Origin of the sequence: Shewanella polaris, from assembly GCF_006385555.1 — a bacterium.
Lineage (GTDB): Bacteria > Pseudomonadota > Gammaproteobacteria > Enterobacterales > Shewanellaceae > Shewanella > Shewanella polaris.
In genome coordinates this window covers 3352434-3375886 of sequence record NZ_CP041036.1, presented here as the reverse complement: position 1 = coordinate 3375886, position 23453 = coordinate 3352434, and the positions used below count along the sequence as shown (strand labels likewise).

Here is a 23453-nt window from a genome sequence, read left to right as displayed (position 1 = left end):
GATAACACGTTTATTCATATTCTCGACGCTAATAAGGATGCTCCTCACCATGAAACTCCGTCGCTCCGTTACGCATTGTATGCTGGCTTTAGGCACTTTAGCTTGCTCATCAATGATATTTGCTAACGCTTCAAATCAAGGTTATTACCGCGCCCCCGCTTTGCATGATCAAACTTTAGTGTTTACTGCAGAGGGGGATCTGTGGACTACTGAACTCAGTCAAAACAACAACCAAACTAAAGCCAGTCGCTTAACCAGTTTGGCGGCTGAAGAAATGGATGCAACCATTTCAAAAGATGGTAAGTGGGTGGCTTATACAGCTAATTATGAAGGCGCAACCGAAGTCTATGTGATGCCTATTCAAGGTGGCGTGGCTAAACGGGTTAGTTTTGAAAACAGCCGTGTACGTTTACAAGGCTGGACCGCATCTGGCGAAGTATTATATTCCACTGATAATGCATTTGGTCCTGCTAACTTTTGGGTACTTAAAACGGTTAATCCACAAACCTTAAATATCACCAATTTACCTTTAGCTGACGCCGTAGAAGGTACAATTGATGATAAAGGTGAATATGTTTACTTTACTCAATTTGGTCTGCAAGTCAGTGGCGACAATGTCAAAGTGTATCGTGGTGGTGCAAAAGGTGAGATTTGGCGTTATAAGTTAGGCAGTAAAAAAGAAGCTCAGCAATTAACGGCAACACATGAAGGCTCAGTTAAACAGCCGATGTTATGGAATAATCGAGTCTACTTTGTGAGTGATCAGTCTGGGAATGACAATATTTGGTCAATGACCGTAGACGGTAAAGATATTAAGCAGCACACCCAATATACCGACTGGCAAGTGCGCGACGCCCAACTTAATCATGGCCGAATTGTGTTCCAGCAAGGTGCCGACATTAAACTGCTTAATTTGGATAATCTGCTTGAGTCCACTCTCGACATTGAACTCACCAGTGACTTTGCTCATCGCCGCGAGCAATGGGTAAATGATCCTATGGATTATGCCACTTCAACGGTATTCGCCCCTCAAGGCGATAATGTAGTGATTACCGCTCGCAGTCATGTTGCTATTGCCAGTAATGATGGCCGCCGTTTAGTACAAATAAACTCACCCGCCGATAGCCGAGTTCGCGATGCACTATTAAGTGACGATGGGGAATGGGTGTATGGCATTAGTGACGCATCTGGCGAGCAAGAAATTTGGCAATATCCAGCCGACGGTTCAGCAGGGGCAAAACAGCTCACCAAAGATGGCAATACCTTACGCACCAGTTTATCGTTATCACCTAATGGTCGTTATTTGGTTCACGATGATTATATGGGCAATGTGTGGTTATTGGATTTAACCCGTAACGATAACCAGAAAATCATCAAAAATGGCGAAGGTCTTGGTCCTTATCAAGATATTAACTGGTCTGGTGATAGTCAATTTATTGCCCTAACCAAAGCAGAAATTGGAAAGCAACGTCCTCAAATTGTGTTGTATTCAATTAACGATTCAAAAGCACAAACCGTCACCACAGATAAGTATGAATCTTTTTCGCCGAGTTTTAGTCCTGACGGTAAATGGTTATATTTTCTGTCTAATCGCGAATTTAAAGCTAATCCAGGTTCGCCTTGGGGCGATCGTAATATGGGACCTATTTTTGACAAACGCACCCAAATTTTTGCATTAGCTTTAAATACTAAAGCGTCATTTCCATTTGCGAAACCAACTGAATTAACGATCAATAAAGACGTTAAAAAAGCAGATGAAAAAGATTCTGATTCGGTGAATAAAATTAAAGTTGATTGGGATGGGTTAAATCAACGTTTATGGCAAGTACCAGTGGATGCTGGAAATTACAACAGTTTAACGGTCGCTAAAGACAAACTGTACTTACTTGATAGTAATCAACAAAGTAGTGAATTAAAACTCGTTAAGTTTGAACCTATAAGCCCGAAAGTTGAATCCTTTAGTGAAGATGTGGGTCAATACTCATTATCAAAAGACGGCAGTAAATTAATGCTGCGCAAAAAATCAGATCCTAAAAATATCATGATTGTCGCTGCCGGAGACAAACTGCCTAGCGATATATCTCAAGCCAAAGTCAGTACTAATCAATGGCAATTAAGTATTTCGCCACCGCAAGAATGGCAGCAAATTTTTGAAGATGCTTGGTTGATGCATCGCGATTCGTTTTTTGATCCGAAAATGCGTGGGGTAGATTGGCAAGCCGCTAAAGCTAAGTATCAACCTTTGGTCGATAGACTGACCGATCGTAATGAGCTCAATGATATTTTCATGCAAATGATGGGCGAACTGAACTCACTGCATTCACAAGTGCGTGGTGGTGATATTACTCGTGACACTGATGCCGCCAAAGCTGCTGCTTTAGGCGCTAGACTGACACAAACCGATAAAGGTGTAATCGTCAGTCATATTTATCAAACTGATGCTGAGTTACCATTGTCTGTATCACCACTTGCTCGTATTGAAGTTAATGCTAAAGATGGCGATGTGATTAAGACCATTAATGGCAAAAATGTCACCAATATTGCTGAAGTGACACAATTGCTACGTAACCAAGGCAATAAACAAGTGCTATTAGGTTTACAGCGTGGCAAAACACACATTAATACTATAGTGACACCACATGATATTGGTACCGATGCCAAGCTACGTTATTTGGACTGGGTTGAACATAATGGCGATAAAGTGGCTAAAGCCTCCAAAGGAAATATTGGCTATTTGCATTTATACGCTATGGGTAGCGGTGATATAGAAAGCTTTGCTCGCGAGTTTTATACTAACTATGATAAAGACGGGTTAATCATTGATGTTCGCCGCAATCGTGGCGGTAACATCGACAGCTGGATTATTGAAAAGCTATTGCGCCGAGCTTGGGCATTTTGGCAGCCAACTCATGGCAGCACGAATGCAAATATGCAGCAAACTTTCAGAGGCCATTTAGTGGTGTTAGCCGATCAAATGACTTATTCAGACGGTGAAACATTCTCCGCGGGGATCAGAGCGTTAAACATTGCGCCTATTATCGGTAAGCAAACCGCTGGCGCTGGAGTGTGGTTATCGGGCCGTAATTCCGTTACAGATAAAGGCATGGCTCGAGTGGCAGAATACCCACAATATGCCATAGACGGTCGTTGGGTGGTTGAAGGTCACGGGGTTGAGCCCGACATTGAAGTCGATAACTTACCTTATGCTACTTTTAGCGGTAAAGACGCTCAGCTCGAAGCTGCAATTAATTATTTAAAAGATGAATTAGTGCAACAGCCTATTAAACCATTACAAGGTCAGCTAATACCTCCCAAGGGGCCTGCGGCAGACATTAAAGCGAAATAAGTTGTAAAAGAAAAACGCAGCTAAAAAAACAACCCTCCTTAAACACTGTTTTTGGAGGGTTATTTTATGGCTGTAAGATAGTCGATTATTGGGCGATATTAGGGTCTGTTGATCTTTGCAGGTTAAATTTTGTTCGAGATAAAAACGTTTTAATCGAGGCGAGCGGATTGCTGCCTAGCAATCTAAGCTAAATTCGCTCAACAAAGAGTAAAACGTTTTTAGCCGAACCCTTCGGGCAGCGTTTGTTGGTCATTTTTACTGCGTTATCGACTTTTTATGTAGAATAACTACACCACAAAGTCTCTGCCTTGTACAAATGACCAACAATTCACTGCAAAAACAATCTTGAAAGATCAACAGGCCCTAATGTTTAATGTCAACTTCACAGGCTAATGAGTTAGCAATAAAACAGTTTGCATGCGCCTTTTCATGAATTTTTGCCAATGTATCGTCATCTACTTCAACCCCTTCAGCAAAGATCACCTTAGGTTCAAGCGTCATTTTTACTACAGCAATTTTCCCTGCGGCATTTTGGCCTAAATCTGCAGTGGCATTATCAATATAACTCGCCACAGTAAGCCGTTTTAAATGAGCAATGGCTAAAAAGGTCAGCATATGACATGACGATAGCGCCGCCAGTAAACATTCTTCAGGATTCACTTTATCTGCATTGCCTTTGTATTCAGGAGCAGATGAGGTTTGGATGGTTTGTCCGCTGCCAAACTTAACCTCATGGTCGCGATTAAATTCACCTTCTTCACTAGGTGAAGATTGCCAATTGGTTGTTACTTTAAAGCCCATTTTGTACTCCTAAAACCACATAAAAGTGGTGTTTATAACGACTTAACGTTTTTAAAACGTACAATATTCATCGTTATATTGTATTCTTTTAATGGTAATTAATATCTATATATTCAACACCAAGCACCGCCTATTGTCTATGAACTCGGTCGAATAAATGTACATAAACATGTCCTCAAATCACTACAGCTAACCTTGCTGCCTGAGTGATTAACACTAAGCGTTGACGTCTAGGTCAAGATATGATGTTTCTCTGTTTAAAAAGAAAAACCAGCTTGCGCTGGTTTTTCTTTATATAAGCTTTGTCTATATTTTAATAAACCAATATAAATCAGTTGATTAAAGGTTTTAAAAAAATCAATCACCTTTATCACTTATCGAGTAACCTCAAACACTGAACGCTAGTTGTGTTATTTATTCTGATTAAGCTTCTTCGGTAGTCAATTTGGTAATTAATTCAGCAATAGTGGCAGGTTCTTGGGCGCCAGAGATTAAATACTGTTGATTAAACACTATGGCGGGCACGGCTTGGATCCCACGGCCGATCCAAAGTTGCTCTTCCTCTTTTACGGCAGCTTCAAAGCGTTTGTCAGTGAGCACTGCGCGTGCTTCATTAGTATCTAAACCGACTTGCGCTGCAGCTTCAATTAAGACTTCAATATCATCTGGGTTTTTCTGCTCAGTAAAGTAGCTGCTGAATAATGCCAGTTTCAATTCAGTTTGCTTACCAGACTCTGCCGCCCAATACAGTAGCTGATGGGCCTGAAGAGTGTTGTAAATACGTGATGAGTCAGAAAAGTTAAACTCAAAGCCTAAATCGGCACCCATTTGAGTTAATCGTTGACGATTTTGCGCACTTTGCTCAGGTGTAGAACCGTATTTTTCGGCAATATGTTCACCTAGGTGTTGCCCTTCAGGCCCCATTTTTGGATTAAGTTCAAAAGGATGCCACTGAATGTTAACGTCTAAATCATTGAATTGACTTAATGCTTGCTCAAGTCGGCGGTAACCGACAATACACCAAGGGCACATTACGTCTGAAATTATGTCAATTTGGAGCTGCTTAGTCGCCATGAATGTTCCTGTTAATGATTAATTCGACTTCATTTACCAAAGTCTGAAAAGATAATAAATGTATAGTTGCTTATAAATTAACTGCTTTTAGCGGTAAATTGAATGGTTTACCATCACTTGTGTAAACAACACAAAAATTGCAATCTTTAGAGCTGAATTGTGTCTATACTTAATCAGTAATCTGATGTTTAATCAATGTAGGGGTTAGGTTAATTTGACATATCCCATGCACGTTTAATATTGATATAGCCATTAAAGTGTTCAGGTAGAGATAAAACACATTTTAGGCTTGAGTACTTGTGATACAAAGCACATGTCCGATGTCTAAATATGTCTGCCTACATTTGTACAACAACACGATTTATGTCAGCATGTAATTGTAATACGCGACAAATTTGGCAAGTAAATTCTTTTAAGGACAATCTATGAAAATAAATCTTTCTGGTCACCATGTTGATGTTACTGATACTGTCAAACAACACGTAGATGAAAAATTCGCTAAAATAGCTAGCCATTTTCCAACACTTATTTCGCTAGATGTCATCATTGCCAAAGAGCATGGTGAATTTGATGTAGAAATTAGAACTAACTATGAAGGAACTCGCATTGCGGCTAAAGGAACTGACTTAGTCATGTATCCTGCTATTACCAGCGCAGCTAAAAAATTAGATGCAGCGCTAAAGCAACGTAAAGGCCAATTAAAAGCAGATTTGCATGATAAACCAGATGTTACTGCGCCTGAAATTGCTTACGAAAAAGTTCAAGAAATGGACCTAAGTTAACCATACTCGTTTTTTCAATGAGTCCCAAAAACGCAGCCTACGCTGCGTTTTTTGTTTTAATTTTATCGAAAGCGATAATCAAGTCAACGTCAGCAAGAACGAATATAAGGCTGATGAAAATAAAACCTAGGTGCTAGAAGCTAGTGAATGTTTTACTTAGATTGATATTATGCTAAGAAAATATCCAATACTGATAAACATGAATACCTTAACCGTTTGCTTCATAAACCTTTCTTTGCCTCAACATAGTGCAATGTCGCAGCCTTATAAATACAATCTAGTTCGATGACAGACCATATTGTTTTTTGATGACAGTTAATGATAAGTCGAGATCATCGAGTAAATGACAGCATTCATGCGGTAGTGATATGTTTATCGAATAATTTAACTCATAGGCCGATAGAGCCTGCTTACTGAGGATATACTTGGTTTCTACCATTCTTTTTAGCTTGATACAGATACCGATCGGCATTATTAATCATCTCATCAATAGTTTGATTATCGGTTAACTGTGAAATTCCGATACTCATGGTCAGGCTGATGTCTTGTTCATGACAATACACGCTATGACGTTGTACGTTAATGCGAATTTTTTCTGCAATGACAAAAGCTTGTTCAGCTGAAGTTTGCGGGAGAATAAACAAGAACTCTTCACCTCCCCAGCGCGCAACACAATCTTGCTGTCTTACACTTTTTGTAAATACTTGTGCTAGCTCAGTAAGCACCATATCGCCGCAATTATGACCATATTTATCGTTGACCATTTTAAAATGATCAAGATCGCAGAGCAAAATAGACAAGGGATCGTCGTTTCTTGATGTTCTTGATTTTTCTTGCTGCAAAATGGTTAACGCATTACGTCGGTTAGCCAGTTTCGTTAACGGGTCTGATAACGCTAATTGTTGATATTTTTTGCTTAATTCCAATGCACTTTTGAAGGATATCATTCTTAAATATTCATATAATGCGGAGAGGAAAGTAGTGGTTAGAAATGACAATATTAAACGTAGTTTGAATTCCATTGAATAAGTTACATGCGGGATACTATCAGTAGGTAAAAATATAATAATAGCAATAACAGTCAAGAAAAACGCAAGGTTAATTAGACCAGATGTTAACCCCAGTATATAAACGGATACTGGCGCCACAATAAAAATCCACAATGGCCCCGTTTGTTCGACCCCGCCAGTAAACACCAAATAGAACATTAATAAATACAATGAGTAAATCGTAATATAAGAGCTAAGTTTAAGTGTGTGGTATTTTTTGAGACTAATGTAAGCGAAACAATAAATCATACTGGCGAAGAATAGCGTAATGGTTAACTCATGATTACTATTAAATAAGCTTATGAATCCCATCATAAAAGTCATTGACATTCCGACGAGTGAAAACAGGGATATAACGCGAGTTTGCTGTTGGTCTGCGTTATTTTCAGTTTCATTGTTCATAAATGTTAGCAATGGTTAATCCTTTAAACACTTTGTGGCAGAAGTGAAACTACGATTGATTTCAAAGATGTTTCATATTCAATAACAATATGTATAGACGTTACCATTCAGATTGCCATGAATTGAACTTATATCAAATGATCTTTTTAAAAGTGCTCAACGAGATTGCAATGATGAACACAATAATAATGCTAAATGTTATAACAAGCTTTACGTCAGATACCAAGTATTATGGAAGACTATGTCTTACCAGTAAGGCTTGTAACAGTGATGAGACGAAGGGGAAAAGTGCTCTGCTTGATTGTAGAGCGTTATTATTTGCTTTATCGGTTCTGTTGCCAAGCGTTCTAGCACTTAGGCTTAGAACGCTTTAACAGACTTCGTTTGAGTTATTCTTCGTCGTTAATATCTGCATTGTGGTAAACGTTCTGTACGTCATCACAATCATCAAGAGCGGCTAAGAACTTTTCAAAACTTTCAACATCTTCACCAGTGATTTCCGTCATGGTTTGTGGCACAAATGCTAAATTCTCTACCTTAAAGTCAATTTCTGGGAAGGCTTCAGTTAATACAGTACGGGCATTGTTAAACTCAGATACTGGCGCATATACGCTGATGATGCCATCTTCTAGTTCTACATCGGCAACGTCGACGTCAGCCATCATAAGCAATTCAAGAATGGCTTCATCGTCTTCGCCATCAAACACAAATACTGCCTGATGTTCGAACATGTGGCCAACCGTACCTGGGCTACCTAATTTGGCATCATTCTTAACAAATGCTTGGCGAACCTGAGTAAATGTCCGATTACCGTTGTCTGTTAAGCAGTCAACAATTACCATGGTTCCACCAGGACCAAAGCCTTCATAGCGGGCGGTATCATAATCTTCACCACCACCACCACGAGCTTTTTCAATGGCACGTTCAATAACGTGTGCTGGAACTTGATCTTTCTTCGCACGGGCAATCAAGCTTCGTAGTGCAAGGTTGCCATCTGGGTCAACACCACCTTTAGCACAAATATAAATCTCTTTACCGTAACGTGAGTAAATACGTGTCTTTTGGCCAGCGGTTTTCGCCATGGACTCTTTTTTATTTTGATATGCTCTGCCCATCTTAATCTCGTTTTATTAAATGTTTAAGGCTAAAAATTGTCATCGATTCTAGCAGGAATAAGTTGTGCTGTTTAGGTGCTGGCTCTAAATTTTATATAAATAGCCTCGATAACAGCATAAATCTTACCAATTTTAGAGTCTACATTTCATAAAGTCTTGGTGCATTATTCTTACTTACACCTCACGTGTGTTAACTTTATGTATCAATTGTTTTGAATCGATAACACTATTTGATAGTATGTCTTTGTTTAAAACAAACCATAAAATAAGGGAAAGGATCTCTCATTTGGTGAAACCGATATTAATAGACCATCGTTTCACCTATTTATCCTGAGATGTGTTGATGAATAATATGATCAATATCATTTAAACAATTAACCACTAAGCTTGAACTGAGAGTCCAAATATGAAATCTGAATCTGCCGAAGCAGGTCAACCACCAATTTCGACGGTAACCGTGTTGTATTATGATGCACCAGTCGGCCTTGAAATGTTCAATGCAGTGCTGACTGATTTACACATCAGCCAAACAGGCCGTGTGATGATCCCAGAATCATTTCGTCAAGGTAAATCGATTATTGCAGTTCTAGAAGGCGAGTGTAAGATATTGAATTCATTAGGTGAACGTGTTTATGCTCAGCGCGTAGTGACTTAACATTATGATTCAATGATGTAAATTTAAAAAAATAAGACACCATAAGGTGTCTTTTTTTGTGCTGTTTGAGATGTGTGTAGCTTACAATCGGAGTGTTACGCTACAACGAATTATTGCATAATAAATCGGCCAACAATTTATCAGCCAAAGGCTGTAATACTTGTGTGTTAGGTTCAGTGTGAGCCACGGTCCGTAAACCGTATATTCCCATCACCAAATATTGCGCTAAAAATTGACTATCGCTTTCTTGTGATATCAACTGTTGAACTTTGGCTGTTTCAAACACCGATGTTAATGATTGATGCCAAAGCTGCAACATTTGGCAGGTTATTTGTTTAATTTGTTCATCTTGCTCACCCATCTCACTTAATGATTTGGTCAGTAAGCATGACTGAGTCGCATCACAACTTAAACACTCTTGTACAATCACCGCTAAGTAATCACCTAAGTTGTCTATCGCAGAGTGGTCATTAGCAAATAATTGCTCAAACTGGTCACTGCGATGTTGTTGATATTGTTCAATCGCAGCAATAAACAAGCCTTTTTTATTATCAAAGGCACAGTAAATTGAACCTGGATGCAACCCCGTGGCTTTAGTGAGATCTTGCATGCTGGTTTTAGCGTATCCATTGACTAAAAAGGTGCCCATGGCAGCACGTAAAACTGTTTCTCTATTAAATTCAGCGTGTCTCATATCTGCTCACTTTTGGTCAACAATAAAGCGTGATAACTCATAACACTCAAGTCTAACTAAATTTGAATATACATTCAAAATTTACTTGAATGTATATTCAATTAAGATTAATCTTGAATGTATATTCAAGATAGGAGTTAGTCAAATGCTGGCCAATTTATTTACACCTTACAAACTCAATGACACCTTAACATTATCAAATAAGATTTTAATGGCACCGTTAACGCGTTGTATGGCAGATGATGATCTTGTGCCGACGCAAAAAATGGTAGATTACTATGCTCGCCGTGCAGACGCGGGTCTTATCATCAGCGAAGCGACCATTATTCGCCCTGACGGCCAAGGTTATCCAAATACCCCAGGCTTATTTACTCCAGCTCAAATTAATGGCTGGCATGTTGTCACCGATGCAGTGCACAAAAATGGCGGTAAAATGTTTGCCCAGCTTTGGCATACTGGTCGAGTTGCACACCCACACTTTTTTGGTGGTGGCGAGGTGTTATCTGCTTCAGCACAAGCGGTTGAAGGTACTGTGCCTAGAATGCGTGAATTGGTTTATCAAACGCCAAAACCTGCCACGTTAGACGATATTAAGCAGTTAGTCGCAGATTATGCTCAAGCCGCTGAAAATGCGATTGAAGCCGGTTTTGACGGTGTTGAAATACATGGTGCAAATGGTTATTTAATTGACCAGTTCTTACACCATGACAGTAATCGTCGTGATGATGAATACGGCCAGACTCCAGAAAAAATGTCTCGTTTTGCCTTAGAAGTCGTTGATGCTATTACAACCAGAATTGGCGCAGACCGCACAGGGCTTCGCTTATCTCCTGGTGCTTATTTCAATATGGCCGCGGATCCGCGTGACCGTGCAGTATTTGATTATTTATTACCAGAATTATCAAAACGTAATCTCGCATATCTACATGTAGGGATTTTTGACGATTCAACTCAGTTTGATTATTTAGGTGGCAGTGCATCTGCGTACATGCGTAGTGTTTACACTGGTACATTAGTGGGCGTTGGCAGCTATACCGCAGAAACGGGTAGCGCTGCAATTGAAGCTAATAAATTTGACTTGTTAGCTATTGGTCGTCCATTTATCGCTAACCCAGACTATGTGGCAAAAGTGCGTGATGGCGGTGAATTAGTCACCTACACCGACAACATGCTAGCAGAACTGATTTAAGCCTGTTTGTTATTTTTTGTTTGTTGTTTTGCGTTAACCACTTCAAGTGAAGTGGCTATACGTAGTTTGTAGGAATCCCTTTCCCATGCTTATGTTAGGCGCGGGGAGTGGCGCTAAAATCATCAACCCCTATTTTTGTTTTTTAGCATCCGTCTTGACCACAGCTTTAGCTGTGGTTTTTTTTGTTAAAGTTTGTAAGACATTTGTCTCAGTGAGTGTAGTCCATTACTATGACGACAATTTTCGCCAAAGAGAAACATGATGCAAACACTGCAGCAATTAAATAATGGTTCGTTAAAAGGTTATCAACGGATCACTATCGCAGAACAACTGACAGAGTTTCCAGATAAGTTGTTTGAGTTAGCTGATACTTTAGAAGTACTCGATCTTAGCAATAACCAATTGTCATCATTACCCGATAACTTTGCTGACTTGCATCAACTTAAAATCTTGTTTATATCGAATAACCTATTTGAACATCTTCCTGCTGTATTAGGCCAGTGTCCAAAATTAGAAATGATAGGCTTTAAAGCCAATCAAATTCGCACAGTATCTGAAGCATCTATTCCAAAACAAACCCGTTGGTTAATATTAACCGATAACCACATTGAGCAATTACCAGACAGTTTAGGTCAATGTTATCGTCTCGAAAAACTTGCGCTAGCGGGTAACCTATTAACCACACTGCCTAATAGCATGGCAAACTGTCATCAATTAGCCCTAATCCGTTTGTCTGCTAACCAGCTCACCAAGTTACCCGATTGGCTATTTGAGCTACCTAACTTAGCGTGGTTGGCTTTTGCGGGTAACGCATTTAGTCATGTTGAACATTGTGATAATACTCGGGTACCTACAGTGCCATTAACTCAGTTTAATTTAGGCCAATTACTCGGGCAGGGCGCATCGGGATTGATTTATCAAGCAACTCACCGCGTTGAACGTTCAAATAAAACCAGCTTTAGTAGTGACGCTAATGTAGCGATTAAGTTGTTTAAGGGCATGGTGACCAGCGATGGTTATCCAGCAGATGAGCTCGATTGTTGCTTAACCGCTGGCGAGCACCCAAACTTGATTAATGTGGTTGCACAAATTAATCAACCAGAGCAACTGGGTTTAGTGATGCAACTTATTCCGCCAAGCTATGGCAATTTAGGTTTACCGCCGTCATTACAAACTTGTAGTCGCGACACTTTTGAGCCCGAAACCGTATTTACCTGGGCACGCATTACTCTTATAGCTAGTCAAATGGCTGATATTTTGGTTCATTTGCATCAAAATGGTATAAGTCATGGTGATATTTATGCCCACAACATCATGATAAATACCCAAGATAACGTGCTGTTTGGTGACTTTGGCGCCGCATCAAATTTAAAGCAATTTCCCCCACAGCATTTGCAATTAATGCAAGCGATTGAGGTTAGGGCGTTTGGTTATTTGGTCGATGACATGCTAAACCTCATCGATAACCCCTACACACCACAAGCGGCAATGTTGCGTGAATTAGTGCAAGATTGCTTGCATCACAGTTTATCAACAAGACCGAGTTTTAAAGCGCTGTTACCACGTTTAGCGAGTATTGCTTAACAGATAAACACACTCGGGCTAAGGCATGATTAGGTTTAACCTGCCTAGTTGTTTCTTAGTTTGAGTGAATAGCTCTAGTTAATGGACTGAGTTAATCGTTCTGCGAATAAAGAATACCGAATATGGTCTTTAGCCACACACTGGATTATAATCAAATTATCATGTCGTAATGAAAGGCTAGCTCACTGTGGAAAATAAAACTGCACGTTTTACTGTATTAATGGACCCGCTAAAAAAGCAGGCATTTGAACAGCTTTGTGCCGCTCAAGATCTCACCCCATCACAAGTCACCCGTCAGCTTATTCGCGAATATCTTGAAAAGCATGATGTGAGTTTTGGTGACAATCAAAGTCGTCCCAATCCACAAGTAAAAAGCTAAGCTTCAATTCGCCTATTGTTATGCTATTGGCTATGCTAGCAGGCACGTTAACGGGTAAGCAGATCAGCTGGTTTATCACCCTAGGGTAGTCAATTTGTGATAATAGCATTATAATGCCATTACAATATTCGGCAGGGTAGAGACTTTTCTATTTAACGCCAATCGATAAAGCCTGTCGAACTGCGTATTAGCGCGATTAACTTGTTCGACAACTGCAAAGAACACAGAGAGTAAAGATATGAGTGATGTAATTCCGCCATGCCCAAAATGTGAGTCTCCGTATGCTTATTCAGACGGCACATTATTAATTTGCCCAGAATGCGCCAATGAATGGAACCCAAATGAAGAAGTGGTTGATCCTGACGCAATCATTTTAAAAGATGCTAACGGCAACTTATTAGCAGAAGGCGACAAAGTCACCTTAATCAAAGACCTTAAAGTAAAAGGTTCATCACTTGTGCTTAAAGTGGGCACTAAAGCAGTGATCAACCACTTTGTCGACGGCGACCACGACATCGATTGTAAAGTTGATGGCAATGGCCAAATGATGCTGAAATCGAAGTTTGTTAAAAAACAAAGCTAATAGCGCTTTCCACATAATCTAATTAATTTTGTGCTTTTAAAAGCCTGCCTAGTGCAGGTTTTTTTGTGAGATAAATAAACGCTTAAGTTATTCATTTTTTGCATATAACGTAATATATTTTTAGATTAGAAATCTGCTTGCCAGATATTGCTAACTGAGCGTTCCTTAAGTTCACATATAATTGCTTCAAAATGAGTATCGGTTCGACAATATTGAAGAGGCTTTTCAGAAAATTCATATAGTATCGAGGTTTCCTTACTTTTAAGGTTATATTGTTTTAACTTTCCGCCTTGTTGGTAAGTAAGGTTATTACTATTTACTTGCCAATTATTCCAATCGGTAACAGGGATATCTTTAACTAATACAAACTCTTTTTCAGCTGAAATCTCTTTATAAAATATCCCTTTAGAACTGAATTTTGTGTAAAATAAATATCCATTTTCAACCTGTCCACTATAGCCTTCGGTATTTGTCATTATTGCGGTTTCTTTTGTTGTAAGGTTAAGTGACCAAAGATTCCAGTTTCCATTTTTCTCTGCACTAAATAATAAGTGTTGATTTCCTATAAAGCTAACGTAATGCACATTGTTAAAATCAAAATAGACTCTATTCCATTGCATTGAGTTAATGTTTAAAAGGTAGATTTTATCATTGATCGACGCCACGATTTTACTGTCGTCTTTGGACCACTCTAATGTTGTAAGGTGTCTGATTTTTTCAGGGAAATGAGTTTCAACAATCTCTCCACTTTCTAATCTTATTAGTACCTTAGAGGTTAGAGGTGTTTGACTGAAAAAGATTATACGTTCTGAAGTATGAGCCATAGCAGACTTCCCATTTACACCAATTAAATTAGTTAATTGAGTTTGGTTAAAATGAGTTAATTCTATTTTTACGAGGTTTGATTGTGAATCACTTTTTTCAAATAACAATGCGTGATCACTTTTTTTAGAAAGCCTGCCAAAGCCAATAGTGGATTTGACCTTAGTGGTGAGTTGTTGCGATAAATCAATATTCAATAAGCCTTCAGAATTACTGGCTAATAGCTGTTTTGAACGCCACCATATAATCGACCGAATATCTTTCGGCACATTTTGGTGTTGAATAATTTCTTGAGTATTTAAATCATAAAGCTGTAATTGATCAGTATCTTCACTCTTGTATTCAATCATCGCTATTTGCTGTTTGTCAGGTGAAAGTTCAAATGCTGTATAGCCTAACCCGTTACTTGTTGCGCCGGGTATGGTTAATTGTTGAATCCTGAGACTGGAAAGTGAGATTGAATATATTGAATACGGATGGCTTACCTTACTGCGGTAGCGATAGTAAACAGTATTAGTATCGCTATTAAACACCAAGTTATTAATGATTGATTGACCGCAATGAGTGATTGTTTTGATTAATTGAGTTGCGATATTAATTAAAACGATTTCACATTCTCTCTCATTAAGGTTGTTTAGTCTTGCTGCCAGTAGGTTAGTGTCATCATGAGGAATCACATCTGTGTAGTAATAACTATCGTCAGTGACTGGAAGTGATTGACCTTGTGAGTTTAATTTTTTTATCTGAGCAAACGACTGAGGGTCAGGTTTATATAAAACAAACGTGTCGTGAGTTAAAGGGTCAAAATATGGATTGAAGGTGCTGTTATTTGTTGTTGTAATCGGATTTTTTTGAGTAATTTCAACAGGGGGTAAATACTCAATATGAGATGATTTTGAGAAGATATAAATGATGGAAAAACTCACCAGAAAAAGAAAAGAAATAATGAATGTAAACCGATACTTTACAATTGTTTTACGACTATTATTTGATGGTTTTGTAGTAGTAACGGATTGAGTCACTGAAGATTTTGTTACCATATCTTCAGTCATTTCAGAGGTGATTTTCTTAACTTCAGCAATAAATTGATATCCCACTTTACTGACAGTTTTAAGGTATAAGGGTTTTGCTGTATCTCGCTCGATGATTTTTCTTAATTGGCCTACAGCTCTATTTACTGCCGCTTCAGAAACAACTCTTCCTTCCCATACAGTATTAATTAACTCATCACGTGATAATGCTCGATGGCTATTTTCGCAGAAAAATATTAACAACGTAAATAATTTAGGTTCAATATCAATCAATAAACCTTCTTTTATTAAGGTAACTTCTTCAGTGTTAACTTTAATGTTATCAAAGTAGTAAATCATATTTTCCTTGTGTTCTTTCTATCCATTACCATTTCATTATAAAAAAATCATCACTCGATTAAGCAAATAAACCAAGGAGTTGAGACTGTTTATTAGATTACAGTAATTTAAAGGATATAAGAATGATAGCGCTAAAATCAAAATTTAACCGATGCTTAATATTACCTAAATACCTTTCTATTCAAAAAGAGTTGCGAGCTTTCTCAGCAACCGGTTTTATTCTTTCAATGACCTTACTAGGGCTGGTTGGCTGTGGTGGAGGTTCTGATTCTAAGTCTGTGACTACAACTACAACTAAAGAGCAAACTGAAACTTGCGTAGGGCAGGCTTTATTAGAGGGGGCTAGCTGTCTTAAATTTCAAAATCGCGAGGCGGTTGTTTATAAGCCTATTGAGGATCCAACAGCTATCGCTTTACTTCTTCATGGTGCACCAGGGCATCCGAATAAAGTTATGCAACTTTTCGATGCTCAAATGCTCAGCAATAAAATGTCTTGGCTATCAGTTGCACCTCAAGGCGGTGCGGGAGGAACTTGGGGATGGAGCAGCTTAAATGATGGTGAGGAAACCAGTAACTTGGACGTCGATTATGTGAGTGATTTATTGGATGAGTTAGCTGCGCAATATAATGTAACGTCAAATAAAGTGTATATTTTTGGTTATTCTGCGGGTGGTTTTATGGGGTATAAGTTGGCTTGCCTTATTCCTGAAAAGTTAACTGCTGTTATTACATTAGCAGGTCAATTTAGAGGGGACTTTGAAGCGTGTCCTACATCGACAGCCGTAGCGCTGCATCATTTTCACAGTCCATCTGATACTGATGTGCCAATGGAAGGCAGAACTTTTGGAGATATTACATCGGTTGAAAATACATTAAATCATTGGAGACTGATCAATGGTTGCGCTGAAACTTCAACTATCACCGAGAATGCAGGAGTGACTTCGACAAGTTCTGCAACGTTGACAACGCAATGGGATAACTGCATCAAGCCTGTTAGCTATTCAAGCATGGCTAATGTAAACCACGAGAGTAGTTATTTATCGGAGGTGTTGTATGACATTTATAAAGGAAGCCTTTAAGTTTATTTCAACAACAGTGTTGATTTTCATCGTACTGATAGCCAATTCGGGTTGTAACCAAGATAGTCCAATGGTTGCTGTTGTTAAGAATGATGTGACTCAAGGAGGCAGCGATAATCAAGCGATTTTAGAACAAAATTTACCAATACCTAATAATCAGAACACAGATCAGTACCGTATAATTTTATATGGAAATAGTCATGTATCAGGTTTGTCAGGTTTAATCACTGACTTAATAAAAACGGGTAAACCACAATCAGAGGCTGAAGTAGTTGTTTATGGTGGTGGCTATCTTGTGGACTCCTACGCTAAAGATACAGCACAAGAAAGGTTAGAAGAGGGAAGTTGGACACACGCTATTTTTCAAGCTCAAAAGTACTCTCAATCACAATCTGTCAGTTATCCAACCATTGCAGCACAAAAATGGCTTGATAAGGCTAAGTCATTAGGGGTTACACCGATATTGTTTCCTGAGCATGCGCAAAAAGGCAATATTGCCGAAGGGGATTATGTTTTGGGTATTCATAAAGCCATAGCATCATCTCAGGATACTTGCCTTGCACCAGTTCCTTTAGTCTGGAAAAGGGTTTTGCAAATATCGCCTGGGTTACCCTTGCATCATAATGATGGAAATCATGCAGCTTACTTAGGTAGGTTTTTGACCTCGTTAGTTTTTTATGAAGTCATAACTGGGCAGTCTGCAGATTTGTTACCTTACATTCCTTCTATTGAAGTAACGGAAGAGATTCAAACACTATTTGGACAACTGGTATCAGAGGTGATTGCAATGAAAGATCCATGTGGCTCTTTCTAACATCTGGTCGTTATTTTTAATTATGACTGTATTTTAGGCAAAATAAGACCACCTATTGTAAGGTGGTCTTATTAGAATTTAGTATGGCGGCTAACAATTAACCTAACAAGCCTAGCCATTCTCTAGGATTTTTGTTGCTACTCCATGAACTTATTAATATCTCCCCACCAAACCATCAACACCAGCTTTAACACATGGAAACCAGCACCACAAAGAAACCACTCCACGAAATCCGTACTCTTCCTCACCCTCCTGCGGGCTCTTTATGTTAATTTTTTTCAGTTTTATAGTATTGCAGTTCATAGGGCTAACCAGCGCAGACACAGGGCCTTTTGAATGATCGAAGATCTGAAAAGATCGCGATTTATTTCACTGTTTTACAGTTCTAAATAGACGTATCTAAAGTTTATTAGTGCTTGTAGCCCGCATTTCCAACAGGATTTGTCTATTTTTGGTGAGGAGTTAGAAGATCTGGTTAAAATTAATAAATATATAAAGTTAAATAAAAACAATTGTTTATATATGTTTAGAGGTGAAATTATGTGATTGTTAAAAATGAGAACACTAAGTGCGCTAAATCATTTTTGGACAGGAATTGCTTAGAGTTAAAGCTCTTAAAGTGATGAATCTCATTAGGGAAAGTATGGCAAGCGGATATACAGTAACGCTAAGTTAAGCGGGAAAATACAGTTAGGCTAAACCGCGCGGAGCGCGAGCCTAACTGTAATTTTTCCGTTTAAGGCCTTGTTGATATGTTTAGCTACCAGCAAACATTAGCGGTAGTGCAAATACTGTTAAGTGAATTACTTTTGGGTATCTGTAACTAAATAAGCTTATTAATGTTCCCGTTATAAGTCCCATTAAACAAGGCAAAATCAGTTCTAAAGATTCACTATCTATTAGAAAAGTCTTTGTATAATAAAAAGCAAGTAAGCTAAATATTAAAAAAGAGATAAATGCTGTAATTTTCCTTTCATTTTGACTGTAATCAGCATTTTTTTTACTAAATTTAGACGACATTAATTAGTTAGCTCCATTTAACACATATTTGTATAGTGCACATGCGCGTATATGGCACATGCTCATGCATATTTAATAAACCAATTATTTAAGCCTCGCATTAGCAAGGCCATTGATTAATAAGCACTCTAGCAAAACAATGCTGAAATAACGAGCAGACTTAATTGAAAAAGTGCACATTAATACAAAGGTCTTGGTGAAAGCAATCAGTTAGTGTCATGAATGGATTAGTAAAGGTAGGCTAACTGACTGGTTATTTATCAGGACAGCTTACCAACTGAAACTCACTTTGGGGCATTTATGCGTTAACTAGTAAGGAAACTGCTTTAAGTGTGGATTCATTATGAGTAGAACAATGTTATTGGCTGTCGCTACTTTGTCGCCATTAGACAAACAAAAAGGGCTTAGCATTGCTGCTAAGCCCTTCTATAAATTGGTGGAGGCGGCGGGACTTGAACCCGCGTCCAGAAAGCCTACATCCTCGGCACTACATGTTTAGTCTCTCTTTTATTTAACCAAGCAGTCTCCGAAAGACAGGATGCTACTTGGTGAGTCCGGTACTATTTCGCGGTTCACCCCCGGACGGAGTTCCCTCGCTAGCACACTGTAATATGACCATCAGAATCCACTGTCCACGTGCGAAACGTGTGGTTGATGGCTAGCTAGCCTAAGCTGCTAGAGAGTAGTTAGAGTCGTTTGCAACTATAACGGTGCGGCTTTTTACGAGGCCAACCGCCCCTCGACATGCTCCTTGGGTTTCGTGAATCCTGTCGAATCCAGAATCGCCCCCAATTGACGCAATTATAACGTGTTGTTAGGTGAATACCTAGCGGACATTAACAAATTATAATCGTTTGTTCACTATCTGTTCATTATAGACCTTTGTTGGTTAAAGACTTATAGGCACTATTGGCTTCAAAGGTCTATTAACGAGATTAAGCACTTTCTTTGTCTTTTTTCATTACGCGAGCTTTTTCAATTTTCCATTCGCGTTCTTTGGTGTCTTCACGTTTGTCGTGATCTTTTTTACCTTTACCTAAACCAATTTCAACTTTTACCCAAGCACCTTTACGCCAGTACATTGATAATGGCACTAAGGTGTAGCCTTGGCGTTCAATTAGGCCGGCAAGTTTGTCAATTTCTTTGCGCTTTAACAGCAATTTTTTAGTTCTGACTGGGTCACATATTACATGGGTAGAAGCAGTATTAAGCGGTTGAATAGTACAACCATGCATAAAGGCTTCGCCTTCTTTAATATAGACGTAACAGTCAGATAAGTTGACTTTTCCCATGCGGATGGACTTAACTTCCCAACCCATAAGTTGTAATCCTGCTTCGACTTTTTCTTCGATGCGGAATTCAAAAGTTGCACGTTTATTGCGTGCAATGCTCGCTGAGGAATTTTTTGTTGATTTCTTTTTTACCATTTTATTACCGTTCTGATTGTCGTTGTTGACCGAAGGATGGTGCTGGACAACCCGCAGTGAGCCCATTTGATAAACTCTAATATATAAGAGATATGGGGGAGATTTATGATATTACAACGATTATACCCAGTTTCTTGGTGATTGTGTTATTTCCAACGAGATTTAACCACTCTCTAAGATGCCTTTTTTATTTAACGTGATAAAATCGAACTATTGTATTAAGGATAGTGATGTCAGATGCCCAAAATTTCCAAGAATGTACTGGTTAGATTTAGTGCCTTACAGATGTATGATTTAGTCAATGATGTTGAGTCATATCATGCTTTTTTACCGGGTTGTGTCGGCGGGAAGGTACTTGAATTTGATGGTGAAACCATGTTGGCCTCGGTTGATGTTAGTAAAGCGGGGATCAGTAAAACGTTTACTACACGTAACCAAGTGATTGAAGCTAAATCGATTACCCTTGAACTAGAAAATGGCCCGTTTAAGTATATGCACGGCTTATGGAAGTTTACTGAACTGACCGAAGATGCTTGTAAAGTTGAATTTGATTTAGATTTTGAATTTTCAAACGTGCTCGTTGATATGGCGTTTGGTAAAGTATTTAGAGAGTTAATGTCGTCGATGGTGATGGCATTTACTGACAGAGCAAAGGTGATTTATCGTGACGAATGAAACAGAAAAATTCTCGGTAGATGTCATTTACGCATTGCCTAAACAGCAAAAGATTATTTCGGTGATGGTGTCGCCGGGAACCACATTTATTGAAGCGGTTAAGCAAAGTGATATGGTTAAGTTTTTTCCTGAGATTAATCTTGAAAAGGTTAAGCTTGGGGTATTTAGCCGTCAGGTTAAACATGATGAGGTTCTTGTACCTGGGCAACGAGTTGAAATTTATCGACCGTTAATTGCCGACCCTAAAGATGTGCGTCGCAAGCGTGCTGAAAAAGCCAAAGATGAAGGCCGCATTAATAAAATTACTGGTGCTAAAGTTAATTAACCTCAATTCGTAAGACGAAAGGTTAAGTTTTTGGTGGTTATATAGCAAAAAAGCAGGATTCTCGTGAGAGGTCCTGCTTTTTTATTCACATAAATCACATGTTATTGTGTGATTTATGTTGATTCATTATTTTGTTCAGCTTGAATGTTTAACTCTGGACGTAACTCTTCAACCAAAGGTTTACTGTCGGGGCGAATTTCAGGTAAAAGCGGTTTAACTTCAGGCTCGTTCACCGATGGTAATGAACTTTCTTCAAGTGGAGTATTAAATTCCGGGCTGAGATCATAATCTCCAACAACACTCGAAATTTTGTCTCCATCAAAGTGAATGATTAATTCTTTATGCGTAATACTGGCATCTCGACCACTTTTGAAATGGTATACATAGTACCAAGTGTCATCTGAGAAGCTGTCGCGCAATACTGGGCGGCCTAAAATATATTCAGCTTGTTCTTTGGTCATGTCTATACGAAGTTTGTCGACTTGCTGTGTTTCCATGTAATTGCCTTGCGGCACATCTGGCTTGTAAATCAACCAATCAAAAACACTGCATCCGCTAAGAGATAATGTAAGCGCTACTGCGCTTACAAGGGTAAGACGTTGTTTTTTGTTTATCATTGTCTGCGCTAGTTCCTAAATTCTGTCGGTCATCATACCCAAGCTGTCCCCATTCTGACAAGGGGCTATGAGAATATGTTGTGATTTTGAGTCAATTTAACGTGCTAAGTTCCATTTTAGTGTGACAAATATATTTATCGAAAACTTTGAACTTTATTCAACCTTGTATAAATAATGTTGGTATGATGTAGTTCAAATGTGATGATATTCAATTGTTTGATTTAAACGCTCGAACTAAAACTTATAAATATCAAGTACTAAATGGCGTAAGCTGTTGATTATTTGAACATATGCTTTATTTTAAACAGTAATGATTACAACATAAGAAACCACGATGACGATTGAGCAATCACAGAACACAATATTAACTAGCCCAAAGAAAGGCAATCTTGTTTGTGTTGGCACTGGATTACAACTTGCCGGACAAATCGGTGCATTGAGTTTGAGCTATATTGAGCATGCTGATGTGGTGTTTTCACTCGTGCCTGATGGATTTTGTGTACGCTGGCTTAAGTCTCTCAATGCTGATGTCCGTTCACTTCAACCTTATTATGCTCAAAAAGATGAGGTCAAAAATCGTCGTGATACTTATGCCGAAATGGTGGATGTTATCTTAGACGAAGTCCGCCTCGGCAAGTTAGTTGTATGCGCTTTATATGGTCATCCTGGTGTATTTGCTTGTGTAGGGCATTTATCCATTAAACAAGCTCTCGGTGAAGGTTTTGGCGCTAGTATGTTACCGGGTATTTCTGCGGAAGCTTGTTTGTGGGCTGATTTAGGCATTGATCCTGGAAATCGTGGTCACCAAAGCTTTGAGGCTACGCAGTTCATGCTTTATAACCATGTGCCAGATCCGACTACGCACCTTTTACTATGGCAGATAGCTCTTGCGGGTGAACATACCTTGACTCAATTTAGCACTACTACAGATAAATTGCAGATTTTGGTTGAACATTTAAATCAATGGTATCCGCTTAATCATGACGTCATTATATATGAAGCGGCAAATTTACCTTTCCAATCACCCATTATAGAAAGTATGACGCTATCCGCGTTACCAGATGCTAGATTAACGATGATTAGCACATTATTAATCCCTCCTGCGAGTAAGATGACTCTTAATGATGAAGTATTGGCCAAGTTAGGCATAACAGCTTTAGATATTGGCTAAGTAATTTTATTAAACAAGCTGCTGATGAGGGGGCGGTGATTGTGTGATAATGATGTTACATTAGTTTAATTCAATATCGTCAAAAAAATGTAAATATTTTATGTAACAATGACTTGTGATATATAATCATGCTATTTTAAGATGGTTTAACTGAGACGCTACTTTGGCAGGCTCTATTATCCAGTAACGTTAAAGATGGCTAAAAAATAGATGTAAATTTTGCTTATCCATTAGCAATATAATTTGAAAAATAAAAAGGTCACCATATGTCAAATATGAATAAATTCTTTACTCAGCTTGGGACTAATGCTGCTTTATTGGAAGCTTATAAGCTTGATCCTCGTGGCATTATGAAGGCGAATGGATTAACAAAAGAAGAAATTGAAGCTGTAATGTCTGGAGATAAAGCACAAGTTAGCAAGTTGTCAGGTGATAAAGAAATGTCCATGTATTTGCTTGTAGTAAACCCCACGGAATAAT

Annotated in this window: 22 protein-coding genes and 1 other RNA gene; 13 read left to right on the top strand and 10 right to left on the bottom strand. The window is 38.7% G+C overall.

Features of this window, described 5'->3' with window-relative positions; translation table 11 throughout:
• Positions 1-49 precede the first annotated feature (49 nt).
• On the top strand, positions 50-3346 hold the full coding sequence (locus tag FH971_RS14645) for a S41 family peptidase (RefSeq protein WP_140234823.1): 3297 nt from the start codon (positions 50-52) through the stop codon (positions 3344-3346).
• A gap of 363 nt (positions 3347-3709) precedes the next feature.
• On the opposite strand, the gene FH971_RS14635 is transcribed toward FH971_RS14645, so the two are convergent.
• Entirely contained in the window at positions 3710-4147 is a 438-nt protein-coding gene (locus tag FH971_RS14635) for an OsmC family protein (RefSeq protein ID WP_140234822.1), read from the bottom strand.
• Between the two features lie 423 nt (positions 4148-4570).
• Positions 4571-5221: a DsbA family oxidoreductase gene (locus FH971_RS14630; RefSeq protein WP_140234821.1), complete on the bottom strand. Its 651-nt coding sequence runs from the start codon at positions 5219-5221 to the stop codon at positions 4571-4573.
• Positions 5222-5646: 425 nt separating this feature from the next.
• On the opposite strand from FH971_RS14630, the gene hpf reads away from it, so the two are divergent.
• Complete coding sequence (gene hpf, locus FH971_RS14625) at positions 5647-6003, top strand: ribosome hibernation-promoting factor, HPF/YfiA family (RefSeq protein WP_137226392.1); 357 nt, start codon at positions 5647-5649, stop codon at positions 6001-6003.
• Positions 6004-6413: 410 nt separating this feature from the next.
• Here hpf and FH971_RS14620 read toward each other — a convergent pair whose 3' ends face one another.
• Complete coding sequence (locus FH971_RS14620; protein WP_140234820.1) at positions 6414-7466, bottom strand: GGDEF domain-containing protein; 1053 nt, start codon at positions 7464-7466, stop codon at positions 6414-6416.
• A 377-nt stretch (positions 7467-7843) separates the two neighbouring features.
• A complete protein-coding gene (locus tag FH971_RS14615; RefSeq protein ID WP_140234819.1) occupies positions 7844-8569 on the bottom strand; it encodes a YebC/PmpR family DNA-binding transcriptional regulator in 726 nt (241 codons plus the stop codon).
• 406 nt (positions 8570-8975) lie between these two features.
• Here FH971_RS14615 and FH971_RS14610 point away from each other — a divergent pair, with 406 nt between their 5' ends.
• Entirely contained in the window at positions 8976-9224 is a 249-nt protein-coding gene (locus FH971_RS14610; protein WP_140234818.1) for a TIGR02922 family protein, read from the top strand.
• 100 nt (positions 9225-9324) lie between these two features.
• Here FH971_RS14610 and FH971_RS14605 read toward each other — a convergent pair whose 3' ends face one another.
• Positions 9325-9918 carry a TetR/AcrR family transcriptional regulator gene (locus FH971_RS14605; protein ID WP_140234817.1) on the bottom strand — a complete coding sequence of 198 codons (594 nt, stop codon included), beginning with the start codon at positions 9916-9918 and terminating at the stop codon, positions 9325-9327.
• 145 nt (positions 9919-10063) lie between these two features.
• Here FH971_RS14605 and FH971_RS14600 point away from each other — a divergent pair, with 145 nt between their 5' ends.
• From FH971_RS14600 to FH971_RS14585, 4 genes are all read left to right on the top strand, one after another.
• On the top strand, positions 10064-11107 hold the full coding sequence (locus FH971_RS14600) for an alkene reductase (protein WP_140234816.1): 1044 nt from the start codon (positions 10064-10066) through the stop codon (positions 11105-11107).
• A gap of 261 nt (positions 11108-11368) precedes the next feature.
• The gene (locus FH971_RS14595; protein ID WP_240778505.1) at positions 11369-12691 is read left to right on the top strand and encodes a leucine-rich repeat-containing protein kinase family protein; all 1323 of its coding nucleotides are present in this window, start codon (positions 11369-11371) and stop codon (positions 12689-12691) included.
• 187 nt (positions 12692-12878) lie between these two features.
• Entirely contained in the window at positions 12879-13070 is a 192-nt protein-coding gene (locus FH971_RS14590; protein ID WP_011636565.1) for a ribbon-helix-helix domain-containing protein, read from the top strand.
• A 238-nt stretch (positions 13071-13308) separates the two neighbouring features.
• The gene (locus FH971_RS14585) at positions 13309-13653 is read left to right on the top strand and encodes a zinc ribbon domain-containing protein YjdM (protein ID WP_011636566.1); all 345 of its coding nucleotides are present in this window, start codon (positions 13309-13311) and stop codon (positions 13651-13653) included.
• A gap of 125 nt (positions 13654-13778) precedes the next feature.
• On the opposite strand, the gene FH971_RS14580 is transcribed toward FH971_RS14585, so the two are convergent.
• The gene (locus FH971_RS14580) at positions 13779-15845 is read right to left on the bottom strand and encodes a winged helix-turn-helix domain-containing protein (RefSeq protein WP_140234814.1); all 2067 of its coding nucleotides are present in this window, start codon (positions 15843-15845) and stop codon (positions 13779-13781) included.
• 122 nt (positions 15846-15967) lie between these two features.
• On the opposite strand from FH971_RS14580, the gene FH971_RS14575 reads away from it, so the two are divergent.
• Positions 15968-16924, top strand: coding sequence for a CE1 family esterase (locus FH971_RS14575; RefSeq protein ID WP_140234813.1), 957 nt, complete (start codon positions 15968-15970; stop codon positions 16922-16924).
• Positions 16899-17738: a hypothetical protein gene (locus FH971_RS14570; protein ID WP_140234812.1), complete on the top strand. Its 840-nt coding sequence runs from the start codon at positions 16899-16901 to the stop codon at positions 17736-17738. The genes FH971_RS14575 and FH971_RS14570 overlap by 26 nt, the downstream gene beginning before the upstream one ends.
• A gap of 756 nt (positions 17739-18494) precedes the next feature.
• On the opposite strand, the gene FH971_RS14565 is transcribed toward FH971_RS14570, so the two are convergent.
• From FH971_RS14565 to smpB, 3 genes are all read right to left on the bottom strand, one after another.
• Positions 18495-18758, bottom strand: coding sequence for a hypothetical protein (locus tag FH971_RS14565; protein WP_140234811.1), 264 nt, complete (start codon positions 18756-18758; stop codon positions 18495-18497).
• Positions 18759-19192: 434 nt separating this feature from the next.
• Positions 19193-19548, bottom strand: a transfer-messenger RNA (tmRNA) gene (gene ssrA / locus FH971_RS14560).
• 145 nt (positions 19549-19693) lie between these two features.
• Positions 19694-20185 carry an SsrA-binding protein SmpB gene (gene smpB, locus FH971_RS14555; RefSeq protein WP_137226400.1) on the bottom strand — a complete coding sequence of 164 codons (492 nt, stop codon included), beginning with the start codon at positions 20183-20185 and terminating at the stop codon, positions 19694-19696.
• Between the two features lie 237 nt (positions 20186-20422).
• Here smpB and FH971_RS14550 point away from each other — a divergent pair, with 237 nt between their 5' ends.
• Positions 20423-20860: an SRPBCC family protein gene (locus FH971_RS14550; RefSeq protein WP_137226401.1), complete on the top strand. Its 438-nt coding sequence runs from the start codon at positions 20423-20425 to the stop codon at positions 20858-20860.
• Positions 20850-21185 (top strand): RnfH family protein, encoded by a 336-nt coding sequence (locus FH971_RS14545; RefSeq protein WP_140234810.1) that lies wholly within the window; start codon positions 20850-20852, stop codon positions 21183-21185. The genes FH971_RS14550 and FH971_RS14545 overlap by 11 nt, the downstream gene beginning before the upstream one ends.
• Positions 21186-21298: 113 nt before the next feature.
• On the opposite strand, the gene FH971_RS14540 is transcribed toward FH971_RS14545, so the two are convergent.
• The gene (locus FH971_RS14540) at positions 21299-21802 is read right to left on the bottom strand and encodes an outer membrane protein assembly factor BamE (RefSeq protein ID WP_137226403.1); all 504 of its coding nucleotides are present in this window, start codon (positions 21800-21802) and stop codon (positions 21299-21301) included.
• 334 nt (positions 21803-22136) lie between these two features.
• Here FH971_RS14540 and FH971_RS14535 point away from each other — a divergent pair, with 334 nt between their 5' ends.
• Both FH971_RS14535 and FH971_RS14530 read left to right on the top strand, forming a co-directional pair.
• Positions 22137-22973 carry an SAM-dependent methyltransferase gene (locus FH971_RS14535; protein ID WP_140234809.1) on the top strand — a complete coding sequence of 279 codons (837 nt, stop codon included), beginning with the start codon at positions 22137-22139 and terminating at the stop codon, positions 22971-22973.
• A 266-nt stretch (positions 22974-23239) separates the two neighbouring features.
• On the top strand, positions 23240-23452 hold the full coding sequence (locus tag FH971_RS14530) for a hypothetical protein (RefSeq protein WP_140234808.1): 213 nt from the start codon (positions 23240-23242) through the stop codon (positions 23450-23452).
• Position 23453 lies beyond the last annotated feature (1 nt).